This window comes from Mucilaginibacter sp., from assembly GCF_965225845.1.
GTDB lineage: Bacteria > Bacteroidota > Bacteroidia > Sphingobacteriales > Sphingobacteriaceae > Mucilaginibacter.
Genome location: NZ_CBDDBL010000002.1, coordinates 1,575,670 through 1,592,180 on the forward strand (window position 1 = coordinate 1,575,670; position 16,511 = coordinate 1,592,180).

12 protein-coding genes are annotated in these 16,511 nt (G+C 39.2%); 5 read left to right on the forward strand and 7 right to left on the reverse strand.

Annotated features, from left to right (window positions below; translation table 11 throughout):
- Positions 1–151 precede the first annotated feature (151 nt).
- The gene (locus ACYZ0U_RS10930; RefSeq protein WP_461452150.1) at positions 152–1,504 is read left to right on the forward strand and encodes a PhoH family protein; all 1,353 of its coding nucleotides are present in this window, start codon (positions 152–154) and stop codon (positions 1,502–1,504) included.
- Here ACYZ0U_RS10930 and ACYZ0U_RS10935 read toward each other — a convergent pair whose 3' ends face one another.
- A complete protein-coding gene (locus ACYZ0U_RS10935) occupies positions 1,505–3,652 on the reverse strand; it encodes an FUSC family protein (RefSeq protein ID WP_461452151.1) in 2,148 nt (715 codons plus the stop codon). It abuts the gene before it with no gap.
- Positions 3,653–3,855: 203 nt separating this feature from the next.
- On the opposite strand from ACYZ0U_RS10935, the gene ACYZ0U_RS10940 reads away from it, so the two are divergent.
- Together ACYZ0U_RS10940 and ACYZ0U_RS10945 are read left to right on the forward strand one after the other, a co-directional pair.
- Entirely contained in the window at positions 3,856–6,444 is a 2,589-nt protein-coding gene (locus ACYZ0U_RS10940) for a phosphoenolpyruvate carboxylase (protein ID WP_461452153.1), read from the forward strand.
- A 113-nt stretch (positions 6,445–6,557) separates the two neighbouring features.
- The gene (locus tag ACYZ0U_RS10945; RefSeq protein WP_461452155.1) at positions 6,558–7,091 is read left to right on the forward strand and encodes a DUF4142 domain-containing protein; all 534 of its coding nucleotides are present in this window, start codon (positions 6,558–6,560) and stop codon (positions 7,089–7,091) included.
- Positions 7,092–7,185: 94 nt separating this feature from the next.
- Here ACYZ0U_RS10945 and ACYZ0U_RS10950 read toward each other — a convergent pair whose 3' ends face one another.
- From ACYZ0U_RS10950 to ACYZ0U_RS10960, 3 genes are read right to left on the reverse strand one after another with little or no spacing between them, the layout of a single operon-like run.
- Positions 7,186–8,388, reverse strand: a complete 1,203-nt coding sequence (locus ACYZ0U_RS10950) for a DUF763 domain-containing protein (RefSeq protein ID WP_461452157.1) — start codon at positions 8,386–8,388, stop codon at positions 7,186–7,188.
- 18 nt (positions 8,389–8,406) lie between these two features.
- Positions 8,407–8,868, reverse strand: coding sequence for a DUF4268 domain-containing protein (locus ACYZ0U_RS10955; RefSeq protein WP_461452159.1), 462 nt, complete (start codon positions 8,866–8,868; stop codon positions 8,407–8,409).
- Between the two features lies 1 nt (position 8,869).
- Positions 8,870–11,029 carry a glycoside hydrolase family 3 N-terminal domain-containing protein gene (locus tag ACYZ0U_RS10960; RefSeq protein ID WP_461452160.1) on the reverse strand — a complete coding sequence of 720 codons (2,160 nt, stop codon included), beginning with the start codon at positions 11,027–11,029 and terminating at the stop codon, positions 8,870–8,872.
- A gap of 95 nt (positions 11,030–11,124) precedes the next feature.
- Here ACYZ0U_RS10960 and ACYZ0U_RS10965 point away from each other — a divergent pair, with 95 nt between their 5' ends.
- Positions 11,125–12,627, forward strand: a complete 1,503-nt coding sequence (locus ACYZ0U_RS10965; RefSeq protein WP_461452162.1) for an alpha-L-fucosidase — start codon at positions 11,125–11,127, stop codon at positions 12,625–12,627.
- A gap of 50 nt (positions 12,628–12,677) precedes the next feature.
- Here ACYZ0U_RS10965 and ACYZ0U_RS10970 read toward each other — a convergent pair whose 3' ends face one another.
- From ACYZ0U_RS10970 to ACYZ0U_RS10980, 3 genes are read right to left on the reverse strand one after another with little or no spacing between them, the layout of a single operon-like run.
- Positions 12,678–14,075 (reverse strand): MBL fold metallo-hydrolase, encoded by a 1,398-nt coding sequence (locus tag ACYZ0U_RS10970; RefSeq protein WP_461452163.1) that lies wholly within the window; start codon positions 14,073–14,075, stop codon positions 12,678–12,680.
- A 53-nt stretch (positions 14,076–14,128) separates the two neighbouring features.
- Positions 14,129–14,647, reverse strand: a complete 519-nt coding sequence (locus ACYZ0U_RS10975; protein WP_461452165.1) for a hypothetical protein — start codon at positions 14,645–14,647, stop codon at positions 14,129–14,131.
- A 5-nt stretch (positions 14,648–14,652) separates the two neighbouring features.
- A complete protein-coding gene (locus ACYZ0U_RS10980; protein ID WP_461452167.1) occupies positions 14,653–15,429 on the reverse strand; it encodes an SAM hydrolase/SAM-dependent halogenase family protein in 777 nt (258 codons plus the stop codon).
- Positions 15,430–15,531: 102 nt separating this feature from the next.
- Here ACYZ0U_RS10980 and ACYZ0U_RS10985 point away from each other — a divergent pair, with 102 nt between their 5' ends.
- A complete protein-coding gene (locus ACYZ0U_RS10985) occupies positions 15,532–16,494 on the forward strand; it encodes a PhoH family protein (protein ID WP_461452168.1) in 963 nt (320 codons plus the stop codon).
- Positions 16,495–16,511: the final 17 nt, after the last annotated feature.

The following is a 16,511-nucleotide window of genomic DNA, read 5'->3' on the forward strand; positions in this document are numbered from 1 at the left end:
TGGAACACTTTTTAGCCCAAAATTGCCTTTAATGGTACTTAAAATCGCGATTAAGATTATCTGTGTTTTTTCTTTGTAAACAGTATGATAAGATCAAATAATACGAGGCAAAAACATCTTACTTCTACCAAAAGTCTTAATTTAGCATTCTATGCATAAGGAAAGCAAAAGTAAATCCAACGGAAAGAAAAAAATATTTGTATTAGATACTTCAGTTATCCTTTACGATCATAACGCTTTTGAAAACTTTGAAGAACACGATGTAGCCATACCCATCCAGGTGTTGGAAGAGTTGGATAACATGAAAAGCGGTAATGATACCCGCAATTTCGAGGCGCGTAGCTTTATCAGGTTGATGGATGATATTTCTCGTAATAACCTCATCAATGATTGGCAACCGCTTAATGGCAAAAGTAAAGGAAGTTTTAAGGTTATCATCGATACCAAAAACATTGCCGCAGATGCCACTGCTGTATTCGGATCAGAGAAAACAGATCACCGTATATTAAATGCTGCTTTGGTATTGCAGGAAGAACATCCGGAAAAGAAAGTAGTTTTGGTATCAAAGGACATTTGCCTTCGCTTAAAGGCAAAATCACTTAACCTGCATGCGGAAGATTACGAGACAGGTAAGGTGAAAAACGTAGATGAGCTTTATACCGGACGAACTGTTTTAAATAAAGTGACGGATAAGCTGTTGAGCCAGTTAAAAAAGCAAGATGTATTGCCTTCAGAGGCGCTTGATATACCTACACCAACTCACAATCAGTTTTATATTTTGAATGGCAAAAATAGTTCGATACCTGCGTTTTATAATTCGCAAAGCAAGCAACTCGAAAAAGTGACTGAACAACCTGCTTTAAACATCTTCCCTAAGAATATCGAACAAGCATTTGCCATACATGCATTACTACACCCTGATATTAAATTGGTAAGTATACAGGGCAACGCGGGTACAGGCAAAACTTTGCTGGCACTGGCCAGCGCCCTGGAGCAACGCAAGCATTACAGGCAGATTTATGTTACCCGGCCTATTGTGCCACTCAGCAATAAGGATATTGGCTTTTTACCCGGTGACATCAAATCGAAAATAGACCCATATATGGCGCCAATTTGGGATAACCTGAAGTTTATAAAGGATCAGTTTGGCGACGACGAGAAAATGCAGGCTAAAATTGACGAGCTTGTTACGAATGATAAAATTTCTATTGCGCCACTGGCTTTCATTCGCGGCAGGACGCTAAGCAAGATATTTTTTATAGTAGATGAGGCGCAAAATCTTACACCGCATGAAATCAAAACCATCATCAGCAGGGCAGGAGAGAACAGCAAGTTTATATTCACCGGTGATATTTACCAAATAGATACGCCATACCTGGATGCGGAAAGTAACGGGTTAAGTTATTTGATTGACAAAGCTAAGGAACATCCACTATATGCGCACATCACCCTGCAAAAAGGGGAAAGAAGCGAGTTGGCTAATTTGGCTACCGAATTATTATAATTATACAACCAAATTATCCGTCACTCTCGAAATATCTGTACTCATTTTATTAATGAACCCTAACTGCTCTTTTAATAGTGCCTCATCAGTAAATGGTTCGGAAGATTTGGGAGTAACATCTGCAATATGCACGTGTTCGCTTAATAACTCAGTTTTAGCTCCGCCCAGTTTTTTTGATGCTTCGTTTAACATGGCAAGGCTTTTCCTTACCGAGCGCACGATCTCCGGTTTCGGGTTAGGCAGGTTTTTTTCCATCAATTCCGCAGCTACGGTAGCAACATAGGATGACAGAATATGATTTAATACCACAAATTTGTGTACTTCCTTTACATTGCGCTGCTTGCTTTTAGGTTCTGATGTCATCCGTTCAAAAGCAGCAGATAAATTACCGGATTTTACAAACACATCCTTACGCGCCAATTTGTATTCGGTAATGTCAATCGTTTTGCCAGATAAGCTTTCAGCTATTTTGGTAAGATAATTGGCATTAGCGCAAATTACATCGCTCAGGTAGCCATTTACCTGTTCAAATTCCCAGGATGGAAATATTAAATAACTGGCAAGAAACGCGATCACCGAGCCTATGGCGGTATCCGTAATCCGCTCGGTGACTATGTTATTGACACCTAAAAAGCTGAATAAAATCAATATGTAAGGTGTCATTAATAAAACACTCACCACATAGTTCAATCGCTGAAAGCTGTAGCATCCCAGCATAAAAAATACCATAAAAGCAAATTCAGCAATTTTGTTGTGTACCAGCAGTAAAATGCCAATACCTATTATCCCGCCGCTCACCGTGCCAATTAAGCGCTGGTAATTGCGTTGTTTGGAGAGACTGAAACCTGGTTTCAGGATGACGATAATGGTCAATAATATCCAGTAACTATGGTGGCCGGTAGAAATAAACTTAGCTACCATAAAGCCCAACAAGCACATTGCCGAAACCCTTAGCGCATGTTTGAAAACTGTGGATTTAAACGACAGGTTATCTGCAAACACGTGAGGAGCGTAATCCTGGCTGGTTACAAATTTGGAGTACTCTATTTTGCGGCGGTTTTCAAATAATAGGCGGGCCGAATTAGAGCTGTAGTAATCGTAAATCGTTGCGATTTTCGCATTGACGTCGCGCAAGTTGATTAAAATTTTCTTTAATACCAGATTACTGGTTTTGTGCGTAATGTTGAGTGCGTCGATTTTTATCTTTAGATCTTCCAGTTCAGGTAAAAAATCGAAGGGATATTTGTGTTTTGCGTTGGATAACACAATAAAAGCTGCGTTATCAACCTCATCAGCCATGTGATGGATTATTTTTGATACTTCTTCCAAAATGCCGGTACCTTTAAATTTTTCGTGCATAGCAGCATAATCGTAATGAGTTGCCATAATATTCTCAAGCATGTCTACCAGATCAACAAAGGTCAACACTAATATGCGGCTGGCGCTGGTAGATTCGCGTACTAACAAGCGGCTCTTAAAAAGTATCTCCCTTACAATATCCTGATTTTGGCTCACTTTAATTTGTTGCGATACCAGTTTCTGATAGTTCGCGTCTATATCAACAGCAGGATCATAAAAATCTGCTTTAATACGCAGGAACTGCGCAATATCAAATATGTTCTCGCCCAAAGCCTGTTGCGCGGCACGATAAGGCCTGATGCCAAAAAACACCATGCTGAAGACCATATACCATATACCGCCTAATAAAGTTACCGCGCTTACCGTTATAACCTGATCGGGCTTGGTCGCCTGGTCCATCATTAATATCATTACCAATAATGCACCTGTGCCTACAAATGCAGCCCGGTTACCATAAACCGCAAGCATCGAAAACAGAAATGAAAATAATGTAACCTCGAGCCCCAGGGTGTAAATATTTAAGCGTGCAAAGCCGGTTATTACTGCAACAGAAAATATGCATAGATTGCTTATAGCCATTGCGTTACGCTTATGTATTATAGGCCCGGGGGTATCAACAATACTTACGCACAACGCACCTAACGACATATCGATACCAAAACCCAGCTTGCCAAATTGCGTGAGCACCAGGGCCGGTAACAGCACTCCGATAGTGATGCGTAACCCATCAGAAAAATACTGACTGTAGAAAAAACTTTTTATATCTTTTGGATGAATGCTAATGACCACGTTTATAAAAGAATTACAGGTGCAAATTTAAAAAATTTAATCGGATGCTGTTTTTATAATTAATATTGGCAGTAATAGAGAGTTATTTTTAATAAATATTCAATTTTTTGCTGTTTTTAAGTTTTAGATATTTAAATTCACGGCATTAATGCGACCTCATTAATTACACCGTTTTTTATACAACTATCCAGCTCAAAAAATCTATGTCATCTACGTTAAAACTCAGTCAAAGAGAAACTGCCTTCAACCATGAAGTGGTTACCCGTTTTGAGTTATATAACAGTTTATTTCAAACGCTACCTTTTTACCAGGTAAAAGATACAGGTATTTTGTTGCCTTTTTTTAGCTCCCATTGCGAAAAGGGCACCATGAATCAACAATCGCCCAAGGAAATTATCGAATCTTTTTTCGAGAAATATGTTCCGGGAATCGATCACCAGGAGCAAATTAACCGTTTATTCAGGTTTATACAATATATTGAACGGCAGGTTGTTTTGTTTGATGCTATTGAAGATTCTTCTTTCAGTAAAATTGGCCGTCCGGATGATTCCGGTTCACTGCAAAGCTTGTTACAACAAGTAGCTATAAGTGATGAAGCAAGGAAAAATATCAGCGAGAAGTTAAAAGATTTTTCATTAAGATTGGTACTAACAGCACACCCAACCCAGTTTTATCCGGGTAGTGTTTTAGGCATCATGACTGACCTGATAGAAGCTTTAAAAACCAATGATATTAACAGTATTGACGGTTTATTACAGCAATTAGGGAAAACACCGTTTTTTAATAAAACTTCGCCAACACCTGTAGATGAAGCTGTTAGCTTGGTTTGGTTTTTAGAAAATATATTTTATCACGCCGTTTCAGATATTCAATCAAAATTAGAAGAAGAGTTTGATATAGACCTTGCTGCCGAGCATCAAATATTAGAGCTTGGTTTTTGGCCCGGCGGCGACCGTGATGGCAATCCCAACGTAACTACAGAAACTACAAAGGATGTAGCTACGTTATTGCGCCAAATTATTTTCCGTTGCTACTATCGCGATTTCAGGGTTTTAAAACGCCGTATTACGTTCCGTGGTTTTGGCTATACCTTAACTCAACTGGAAAATATTTTTTATGAAAACGCCTTTAATCCGAATGATAGCCAGGCAGATTTACAAAATAAAATATTAGAAAAGCTGCAATCAGTAAGGCAAACTTTAATTAGTAATCATGATAGTTTGTTTGTAGATACCGTAGAGAACCTAATCAGAAAAGTAAAATTATTTGGTTGTTATTTTGCTACATTGGATATCAGGCAAGATAGCCGTGTGCTGAGAAAAGTGTTTAATTACTGTGCAGAACAAGCCGGAATAAAGGAAAATATAGCAGAAGGTTATAAAGGTTTAGACGAAGATGGTAAGCTGAAAAATATAACCTTTAACAATTTTGATTTTGAATGCCCCGATGGCGCTGATAGTGAAGTTAAAGACACACTAAACACCATTAGGCTGGTTAAGCAAATTCAACATCGTAATGGTGAAAAAGCTTGTCAACGTTTTATCATCAGCAATTGCCAGCAAGCATCTGATATTCTGCAATTGATCGACTTGTTTTTATGGAGTGGGTGGAATGCAGATAACCTAAGTGTAGATTTTATGCCATTATTTGAAACCGTTAACGATTTAAAAGTCGCCGGAGAAATAATGGAAAAACTATACACAAATCCATTTTACAAAGAACATTTGGCAAGAAGAGGCAACAAGCAAAGCATTATGCTTGGTTTCTCTGATGGTACCAAGGATGGTGGTTACCTAATGGCCAACTGGTCAATTTATAAAGCTAAGGTTGAGTTAACGGTAATGGCCCGCAAATACGAAATTGACCTTGCATTTTTTGATGGCCGTGGTGGGCCACCAGCCCGGGGCGGTGGTAAAACACATCGTTTTTATGCTTCAATGGGCGATGAAATAGCTAACGAGCATATCCAATTAACCATTCAGGGGCAAACTGTTAGCTCACAATATGGTTCTATCGAAACTGCACGTTTCAATATGGAACAATTAATTAATGCCGGTATTGTTTCTGAATTATATCCAAGCAAGAGCGATCATCTGAGCAGCAAAAGCAAGGTTTTAATATCAGATATGGCCGAAATAAGCTATAAAAGCTTTATTCATTTACGTCAGCATGAGTTATTTGTAGAATACCTGGAAAAATTTAGCCCGCTTAAATTGCTTTCGCGTATCAACATTAGTAGCAGGCCTACTAAGCGAAATGCCGGAGCTCAACTTAAGTTGGAAGACTTACGTGCAATCAGCTTTGTAACATCGTGGAGCCAGCTAAAACAGAATGTACCCGGTTTTTATGGTGTTGGAACCTCTCTAAAAAAAATGAAAGATGAAGGACATTGGGACGAGATAAAACTTTTATACCAAACATCGGGCTTTTTTAAAACGATGCTGGACAATTGCATGATGGCAATGTCTAAATCTGATTTTAGGATAACAACCCATCTTAAAGATGATGAAAAATTCGGAGCATTTTGGCAGATGCTTAAAGACGAGTTTGAATTAACTAAAAACTTGCTGATAGAATTAACTGGTAGTACCGCGTTAATGGATGAATACCCGGTTGAAAGACGTTCAATTGGTATACGCGAAAGAATAGTGCTTCCGTTGGTTATTATTCAGCATTATGCGCTGCAATGTTTAAACAGCGACGATTGTAACGAAGCTTTGGTCGAAACATATGACAAACTGGTTATCCGTACTGTTTACGGAATTGTTAACGCCGGAAGAAATCTGGTATAAATTGTAATTTTTTTAAGTCAATATTGGCTTATTATACAGAAAATGATTTGTTTTGCAGTAAATAATAAACCACACCGTTTATTGTTTGTTAAAAATTATCTTAACATATAAAAATGAAAAAACTTATTTACCCGGTATTGGGATTAGCGATTGCACTTTCGGTACAGTCATGCATGGATAACAACAAGGCTAAATACCTGAACGAAAAAACGTTAGCAGATGACGGTGGTGTGGCATTAATTAAAAATGGCATTGAAGGCGGAATGACCGAGATAGCAGCATCAAAAATTGCTTTGAAAAATTCTCAAAACTCTAAGGTGATAAGTTTGGCTCAACAAATGATCACTGATCATACTCAAGCTGATAAAACGTTAGATTCAATAGAGTTTGATAAAATGCTGACAGAAAAAGACACCATCAGCGGCGAGCACAAAGAAATGTTAGATAGCTTGCGTACAAAAACAGGTGCTGCATTTGATCGTGCTTACATCAGCATGATGATCCATGACCATAAAGAAGCGATTGATTTGTTTACAGATGCAAGTGATAACAAAAACCAAACAATTCAGGATTTTGCCCGTGCAACGCTACCTACTATCAAAGACCATTTAAAAATGGCAAAGGATATTGATGCTTCGTTAAAATAGTAAAATATTAATTTTATAAAAAAGGCGATGAGTAAAACTCATCGCCTTTTTGCTTATGTCATTCTTAGCTATGCTTAAGCTAAAGAGATTAAATTTAAAACAATTTCAACTGCTGTTCCACAGGAGGTTTAGCCCAACCGGTAACTGTCCTGCCACTATATTTATAGGAATTCCTGCGCTCTTCTTCAATAACTTGATCAAAATTTGCATTAGGGATAAAGTTTTTTTCAGCATCCTGGGCAACCCGTGTCAAGCGTTTAATAGCATCGGTGGTATCTGATTGACCAAGTTTGGCTTTATACACCGCGTTTTGCAAAGTGGCAATAGTTTCATCATACACTTTAGTTGGCACTGGAAACGGATGCCCATCCTTACCACCATGCGCGAAGGAAAATCGTGCAGGATCTTTAAATCTCGATGGAGTTCCATGGATCAACTCGCTTACCAAAGCTAAAGATTGTAATGTGCGCGGGCCTAATCCTTGTAGTAAAAGTAGCTCTTCAAAATCAGCAGGCTGCTTTTCATGAGCTAACCATAGAACCGCGCCCAATCTTTTTAAATCGACATCCTTTGCTTTTACGTCATGGTGGGATGGGAGCACTAATTTATTGATCTCTTTAAGCATATATTCCGGCTTTTCACTTGCGATTTGCATAATGCCGTTCCGTGAACTATCAGCTCGCTTATCTGCCAAATTTAAGATCATACCGGCATTTTTACCGTAGATCGAAGTATGCGGATCATCGACGAAGGATGTCAAAGAGTCCGAATGCCAATGGTAACGTCGTGCAGTACTGCTGGCATCACTCATACCTTGTTGTATCACAGTCCACTTACCTGTGTCGCTTAAAATAAAATTATGGGTATAAAGTTGAAAACCGTCCTGAATAGCAGTATTATCAACCTTTGCGCTTAGTTTGCTGCATCTGACTAAATAGTTACCATCAAGGCCTGTTCTGTCACCGATACGCATCAATTCATCAGGAGTTTGCCTGGAATATTTGCCTTTACCACCACAGATGTAAATTCCCAACTCTTTACTATGCGGATTAACAGATCGTTTTAAAGCGCCCATTACTGAAGTTGTAATACCTGATGAATGCCAGTCCATCCCCATCACCGCGCCCATGCTTTGAAACCAGAATGGGTCACTTAGGCGGCGCAAAAGGTCGTCCTTACCATAATCCAGCAATATATTTTGCACGATAGCTAGTCCAAGCTTTGCCATGCGCTCGGCAAGCCAAATAGGTACATAGCCACCATGTAAAGGTAAATCAGCTGTTCCGGATCGCTTCATGCTAACAAAGTTAGCAAATTATTTTAACGCTTCAAAGCTATATTGTGCCACGCTCCAAAAATCATCAAGGGCAATAATGCGCGGTTTAAAGAAGGAGATTAGCTGCGGCCAATCGTTACGATTGTAAATGCTTACCCCGTCCAATTGCTTATAAATACAGCTTATAGTTTTACCATATTCATCAACATCTTTTAAAGCCCAAATCCAATCTTCATTAAGAATGCTGTATAACATTGTCTTTAGCTCAGCAAATTGTTCGAAAAATAGTTCCTGTATGCCTTGATCGGGATGAGTTATAAAAATACCAATAGAAGCTGAACGATTAGTAGCATCCATCTTAAAGTACAAATGCTTAATCCCGGTTTTATAATTTACCCAGTTAACCTTAAGCCCATCGGCAGAAAGTTGCGGGGCGATGTACTGGCCAAATGCTGTCCAAAAGGCTTGTTTTATATTCGAGGCTTCGTCTTTTGAATACATATTACTTAACAACAAAAGTATAACTCATCTTATTATCTTGTGAGTTACTGCCAAATGTTATTTTATAAATGCCCGGATAAATTTTCCATTTATGCGTTGCCAGATCCCATTTTTGTAATTCGCTAACCGGGATTTTTAGGTCGACTGATTGTTTTTCGCTTTTAGTTACTGATACACGCTTAAATGCCTTTAATTCTTTGATCGGCATGCGATCGATATCAGGGTAAGTAATGTAAGCTTGTACCACTTCGTCCCCGTCCATCTTGCCGGTGTTTTCTACTAATACTTTTGCGTTAATAATATCCGTTGGTTTATATTCAGGTTGAAAAGTACTTGTTAAAGTGTAAGCAAAAGAAGTATAGCTCATCCCAAATCCAAAAGGATATTGCACCGGGCCATCATAATAACGATAGGTACGGCCCTTCATGTGATAACTTTTATAATCAGGTACATTATCAATCGATTTATAAAAAGTAATCGGCAAGTGTCCCGATGGCGAAATCCTTCCAAAAACCAGGTCGGCTAATGCATTGCCACCTTGTTCGCCCGGATACCACGCGAAAATAATGGCATCAGCATACGGAGCTACGGCATCAACATCAACATCACTGCCTGCTGTAATAACCAATATGATGGGCTTATGTACAGATTTCCGTAATTGTTTCATGTAAGCGATTTCACTTGCAGGAAGGCTTAGGTCTTTTTTATCGCCACCGTTATTTGAGAGGAATGCATCTCCAGCCTCGCCCTCCAAAACCGGTGATAAACCCATTACAGCTATGGTTACATTAGCATTGCCGGCGGCCCAAATTCCACCAAAATGGGTGGTATCTTTGTAATCGCAGCCCATATCGTAAGCTACGCGTATACCAGGACCGGCAGCACCCGTAATACCCTCAACAAAGTTTACTACATGATTGCTTACGCCACCATAATTTGCGACTAACGCATCAAATGATGTCGAGTTTGGGCCGACAACCATAATGCTGGAATAAGCTGAATTATTTAAAGGTAAAATATTGTTATCGTTTTTAAGAAGCACCATACTTTGCTGCGCGATTTTTCTCGCAAGGGTAATGTGGGCATCGTTATGTACGTTATCAGCACCGTAACTGTGGTAGGGATTGGCGTTAGGATCATCATAAAAACCAAGTTTAAACTCAGTTTTTAATAAAGCTGATAATGATTGATCAACTTCCTTTTTAGTTAATAACTTTTGGTTGATAGCTTCTATAACGTCATCCTGCAAAATGGTTGAACAATCCAGGTTGATGCCCGCTTTTATTGCCGCTGCGGCCGTTTCAACGGCGTTTGGTAATGATTTATGAGTTTGAAATACATCATCAAGCGCGCCGCAATCTGTTACTACATGGCCTTTAAATCCCCATTCTTTCCGAAGTATGTCAGTTAATAAAACCTTATTTACAGAATTAGGCATACCGTTTATGCTGTTGTAAGCCGACATTACAGACTCTACACCGCCATTTACAACCAGCGCATGAAAGGCATACAGGTAAGTTTCTCGCAGGTCCTTTTCATCAACCGCAACATCAAAAGTATCACGAGATGCTTCAGGCCCGCTATGTGCTGCAAAATGTTTTGCAGTTGCGGATACTTTTAAGTATCGAGGATCATTGCCCTGTAGTCCTTTTACAAAAGCAGTACCCATCTGCGCCGTTAAAAATGGATCTTCTCCATAGGTTTCCTGCCCGCGTCCCCATCTCGGGTCACGAAATATGTTGATATTAGGTGTCCAAAACGTAAGTCCCATGTATTGCACATGCCTGTCCTGCGCGATTGCGAGGTTATATTTAGCTCTTGCCTCGGTCGAGATTGCCGTTGCCACTTGTTTTAAAAGGACATCATTAAATGTTGCCGACATACCAATCGCCTGCGGAAACACGGTTGCCTCACCCGCACGGGCAACACCATGTAAAGCTTCGTTCCACCAATTATAAGCAGGTATGCCCAATCGTGGTACAGCCTGACTGTTATAACCTAGCAATGAAACCTTTTCTTTTAATGTTAATCGGGAAACCAAGTCTTTTATACGCAGATCAATTGGTTGCGAGGCATCTTTATAAATTAATTTATCCTGAGCCTGAGTAGTTGAAAAAAATAGCGTAAACAGACAAACGGGTAATATTGATTTTATCTTCATAAACTTCAGTAAATCGATTTAAACTTAATTAGAAATAATTTATTTGCGTAATGTTATTTGGTATTTTATTGATGATAAAATAATACATTAGTGTTATGAAGTTTTTCCTTATTACTTTTTTAAGTGTATTAAGCTTAAATATGCGTGCACAAAATGCTCCCAAACCATATGGACCTTTACCCAATAAGGCCCAATTAAAATGGCAGGAAACAGAGATGTATTGCATTGTTCACTGGGGACCGAATACTTATACCGATAAGGAGTGGGGCTATGGTAACGAAGATCCTAAACTTATCAACCTTAAACAATTTAATGCATTACAAATTGTAAGTGCGGCTAAAGCAGGAGGGTTTAAAGGAATAGTGGTTGTGGCTAAGCATCACGACGGATTTTGCTTATGGCCAACCAATACAACAGAGCACAACATCAGCAAAAGCCGGTATAAAAATGGAAAGGGAGATATTGTAGGCGAATACCACCAGGCATGTAATAAACTCAATATGAAAATGGGGATTTATTGTTCTCCATGGGACAGGAATAGCGCGTTATATGGTAAGCCGGAATATGTAACCTATGTTTTTCGCAAACAATTAACTGAATTATATACCAATTACGGCCCGCTGTTTATTACCTGGTTTGATGGTGCTAATGGCGGCGATGGTTATTATGGCGGAGCAAAGGAAACCCGAACAATTGATCGCTCAACTTATTACGGCTGGCCTGAAACCTGGGGAATTGTTAGAAAACTGCAACCCGGAGCGGTCATTTTTGGTGATGTAGGTCCCGATGTACGCTGGGTTGGTAATGAAAAAGGGGAAGCCGGCGAAACATGCTGGGAAACTTACACGCCTCATGCGCCGGATAGCACTAAAGCACCCGGCAACGGCTATGTAAAGGATTATGAGGGAACATTAGGACATCGCGATGGTAAATATTGGATGCCGGCAGAGTGCGATGTGCCCTTAAGGCCAGGATGGTTCTATCATAAAAGCCAGGACGGTAAATCAAGATCTGCTGCAGAATTATTAAACCTATATTATAAAAGCGTGGGTAGGGCAGCTTGTCTTGATTTGGGAATATCGCCTGATCAAAATGGGATGTTACCCGCCGATGAAGTTGAAACTTTACGGGAGTTTGGTTCGATCCTGAGAAATACATTTAATACCAACCTTGCAAAAGGCGCTGCCGTTAAAGCTAATAATGTAAGAGGAAGGAATACCTCGTTATATGGCCCTGAAAAGTTATTTGACAATGATCGTTACAGTTACTGGGCTACGGATGATAATGTAAAAACGGCTGAATTGGTTGTTAATATGCATTCAGATAAAATATTTAACATTATACGCTTACGTGAAGATATTAAATTGGGTCAGCGGATTGATAGCGTGGCAATTGATGCCTGGCAATCGGGCCAATGGAAACAAATAGCCACAGCAACAAGTATAGGTGCAAACAGGTTAATCCGCTTACCTCAAAATGTTACTGCAAGCAAAATAAGATTAAGAATTGTAAAATCTGAAGCCTGTATTGCGCTAAGTGACTTTGGCTTATATAAAGAAGCAATAGATAAGCCACCTATTCTAACAAAAATTGATTAAAGATGTATTATTTAACACGGTTGTTATTCGTATAGAACCAGCAAGAAAGATTATATCTCGTAAGAGATTCCTTTTTCAGGAATAATAGTTTTGTAACCTTCAAATTCTAAACTGTCAGCTAATGCTTGCATACTTGCAGTTTCACCATGCACCAGGAAAACGGTTTTTATTGAAGATTTGTCTTGTTGTTTTACCGTATTCATCAAATCCTCATGGTCACCGTGAGCACTCAGTACATCAGTTTGTTTGATTGTAGCGTAAACCGCCAGATCTCTGTCTTTTATATGAACGATAGAATCTCCACGCAACAACCGATAGCCCAATGTACCTTTTGCACAATAACCTATAAATAAGATTGTGCAGTAATAATTCTGGATATTATAAAATAAGTGATCCTGTATTCTGCCACCCTCAAGCATACCCGCTGAAGAAATAATAATGCAAGGTTCAAAGTAATTTGAAACCTGGCGACTATCCTTTAAATTTTCTACATAAGTCAGGTTATCAAATTCAAACTCATCACCGGAGTTTTTATAAAATTCCTTTGCTTCCTGGTTCACTAAATTGTGATATTTACGGAAGATGCCAGTCGCCATGGATGCCATCGGGCTATCCACAAAAACCTTAACCGGCGGTAATAAACCACTACTGAATATTTTATTTAAGGCAAATACTAAAGACTGTGTACGCCCGATGCTAAACGCAGGGATGATCATCCGGCCTTGTTCCTTTATGCAGCACTTCTCGATCACTTCAACCAAAGTTTCCTCAACCGATTTTCCTTTGCTGTGGAACCTGCCACCATAGGTAGATTCAGTTACCAGGTAATCCACAGGTGGCAAATGTTCAGGATCATTTAAAACAGGATAATTCTTTCGGCCGATGTCGCCGGTAAAAGCGATGGTTTTCTCAATCCCATGATCGTTAATTTTAAATACCGCTGCCGCAGCACCCAATAAATGCCCAACCGGGATAAAGGTCATCTCAATATCGCCATTAACCCTAAATGGTTTATTAAAGCCGATAGTAACAAAACGCTCAACCGTATCCATCACATGCTTTTGCAGGTATAGTGGTTGGCTGTTTGTATTAAACTTTCCTTTGCCCTTACCATATTTGCCTTTAGTTTGTGCCTTGCGCATAAACAGGCTTACGGAATCGAGCAGGAGCAGTTCGGTCAAATCCGCCGTAGGGGCCGTGCAGAGTATTTGACCGTTAAAACCCAAACGCAAAAGCGTAGGTAAATTTCCTGAATGATCTATATGCGCGTGGGTTAACACTACAACATCTATAGCTGCCGGGTTAAATGGGAAATCTTCGTTTGCTTGAATGTTACGGTCTTTTTCATAATCAAGCCCGCAATCAATCAGAATTTTATATTGGCCTACCTCAAGCAAATGCATGCTCCCGGTTACCTGTCGGGCCGCCCCGTGTATGGTTAGTTTCATTTCAGCACAATTAATCGTTCGCTTTCAATAGGGGTATACAATATAACGAACAACTAAACTTTCTTAACGTATTTTGCCCTTAATAATAGTATAATAATAAACAGCAATAAAAAGATTATAACAGTAGCTATTTTTGAAGTTTTGGATTGCTGTTTGTCAGCCATTTCGGCATTAAGCTTTAGCTTGTCATTCTCAATTCTTAACTTATTAATGGTTGACATATAGCCAGTAGCGCTGTTATCAACTTCAGCAGCATGGCTTTGTGCTTGATTTTGCTGAAAAGTGCGGTAATCGAGCAATATTTTCGTCTGTACAAAAATGTCATTATCTGTTTTGACAATATCCATCAAAATATCATTGGAATGACGAATATCTTTTTTAGTTTGTAATCCGAATATGCCGGTATGCTGGCTAAGGCTTTGGTCATACTGTCCGAACTTTTGTTTTCTGACAGCAAGCATACTGTTAATTTTTGTGCGTTGAGCTTGGTACGCGGCGGAATCAGTACCAACCTGCGCGAAAGCATTAACCAGGAAAAAGAATAGTAGAGTAAAGAGTAGTGCCTTTTTCATATATTTTATTGAAAATCGAGTATCACGCTATCGCCGAGGTTTAAACCTAATAAACCACTTGCATTACCTTTATTGATAGCTATCTCCAGGTGATCGCTTATGCCAAATAAACATAGTTTTTCGCCTTCGGGCACTTCGTTGTAATGCCAGCTTAATTCGCTGATCGTTTCATTTCGCTTAAAGTACAAAATAAATCGCCTACCTTGTTGTACACTGTTAAAAAATTCTTTGGTTATATTGGTAATTACGTTCTGAAACGAATCGATGTAGATAACAGAGCCCTTGATCAGGTTTTTCTCCAATATCGGATGCAGGTTCATTTTATTTTCAATAGAGCTAACCGGTTCACCGATTTCTTCCAGTTTACCTCCGTTTGCTAAGTGACAGGCGGCCTTAACAAAAATATCAGCCAATGGGAAGTGTAAAAATTTAAGATCCTGCATGATGTTGATCTCCACCATTTCGGTAGGAACCGTATTGAACATCAATGAGAAAATACCATTATCGGCACCAACAAAATAATGGTTCTTATATTTTATTGCCAGGTATTTGGTTGATGTGTTAAACACCGTATCAATACCAATTAAATGCACCGTATTGTCAGGAAAATAATGAAAACTATTTTTTAAAATGAATGCCGCTTGCTGTATATTGAAAGCGGAAACGTTGTTGGTGATGTCAACAATATTTACAGACGGTAAAAGCTTAAGGATGCTGCCTTTTAGTGCAGCCTGGTAAATATCCTTATCGCCCAAATCTGTAGTTAATGTTATTATTGCCATTAATATTTAAAAAATTTATTACTAATCTTGTAGAGGCATTAGCAGCTGCAAATATTCAATTTTTAATTCATAAAAATCTGCAACTAATTAAATCAATTTGTATTGAACGAACTTAAATTATCAATTGAAAACGTTAACCCCGCTGTATTATGGGGACCGAATAATGATCATTTTGAGATCATTAAAAAGCAATATCCTAAGCTTAAATTAGTTGCCCGGGGCAGCGATGTTAAGGTTTTGGGAGATGAACACGAGATTGCTGTTTTTCAGGAAAGGTTTAATCACTTATTAGCCCATGTGGAGAAGTTTGAGACCTTGAATATTACTGATCTTGAACGGATACTGGGTACTAAATCAGCTTCAGCATCTGCAACAACTGAAACTGCTGTTGATAAATTTGCCAGCGGTGAAGTAATTGTATTTGGCCCTAATGGCGTGATGGTTAAAGCACGTACGGCTAACCAGCGCAAAATGGTTGATTGCATTAACAAAAGCGATATTCTTTTTGCCATTGGCCCTGCGGGTACCGGTAAAACTTATACCGCGGTTGCTTTAGCTGTACGCGCGTTGAAGAATAAAGAGATCAAACGTATAATACTTACCCGGCCGGCTGTTGAGGCAGGGGAGAACCTGGGCTTTTTGCCGGGCGATCTAAAGGAAAAGATAGATCCGTATTTGCGACCTTTATATGATGCTTTGGATGATATGATCCCGGCTGAAAAACTAAAGGTTTACCTGGAAAATCGCACCATTGAGATTGCTCCATTAGCATTTATGCGCGGACGTACTTTGGACAACTGCTTTGTGATTTTGGATGAAGCACAAAATGCTACCGACATGCAGTTAAAGATGTTTTTAACACGTATGGGCCCATCAGCTAAATTTATTGTTACAGGTGATGTTACCCAGATAGATCTACCTAAAAAACAACAATCAGGCTTGCACACTGCACTAAGGATATTAACTGACATCAGTGGCATAGAAATAGTATACCTAAGCGGAGAAGACGTGGTAAGACACAAATTAGTAAGGAAGATATTAGCAGCTTACGGAGATATACAATAAGAATAGAATCAAGAGCT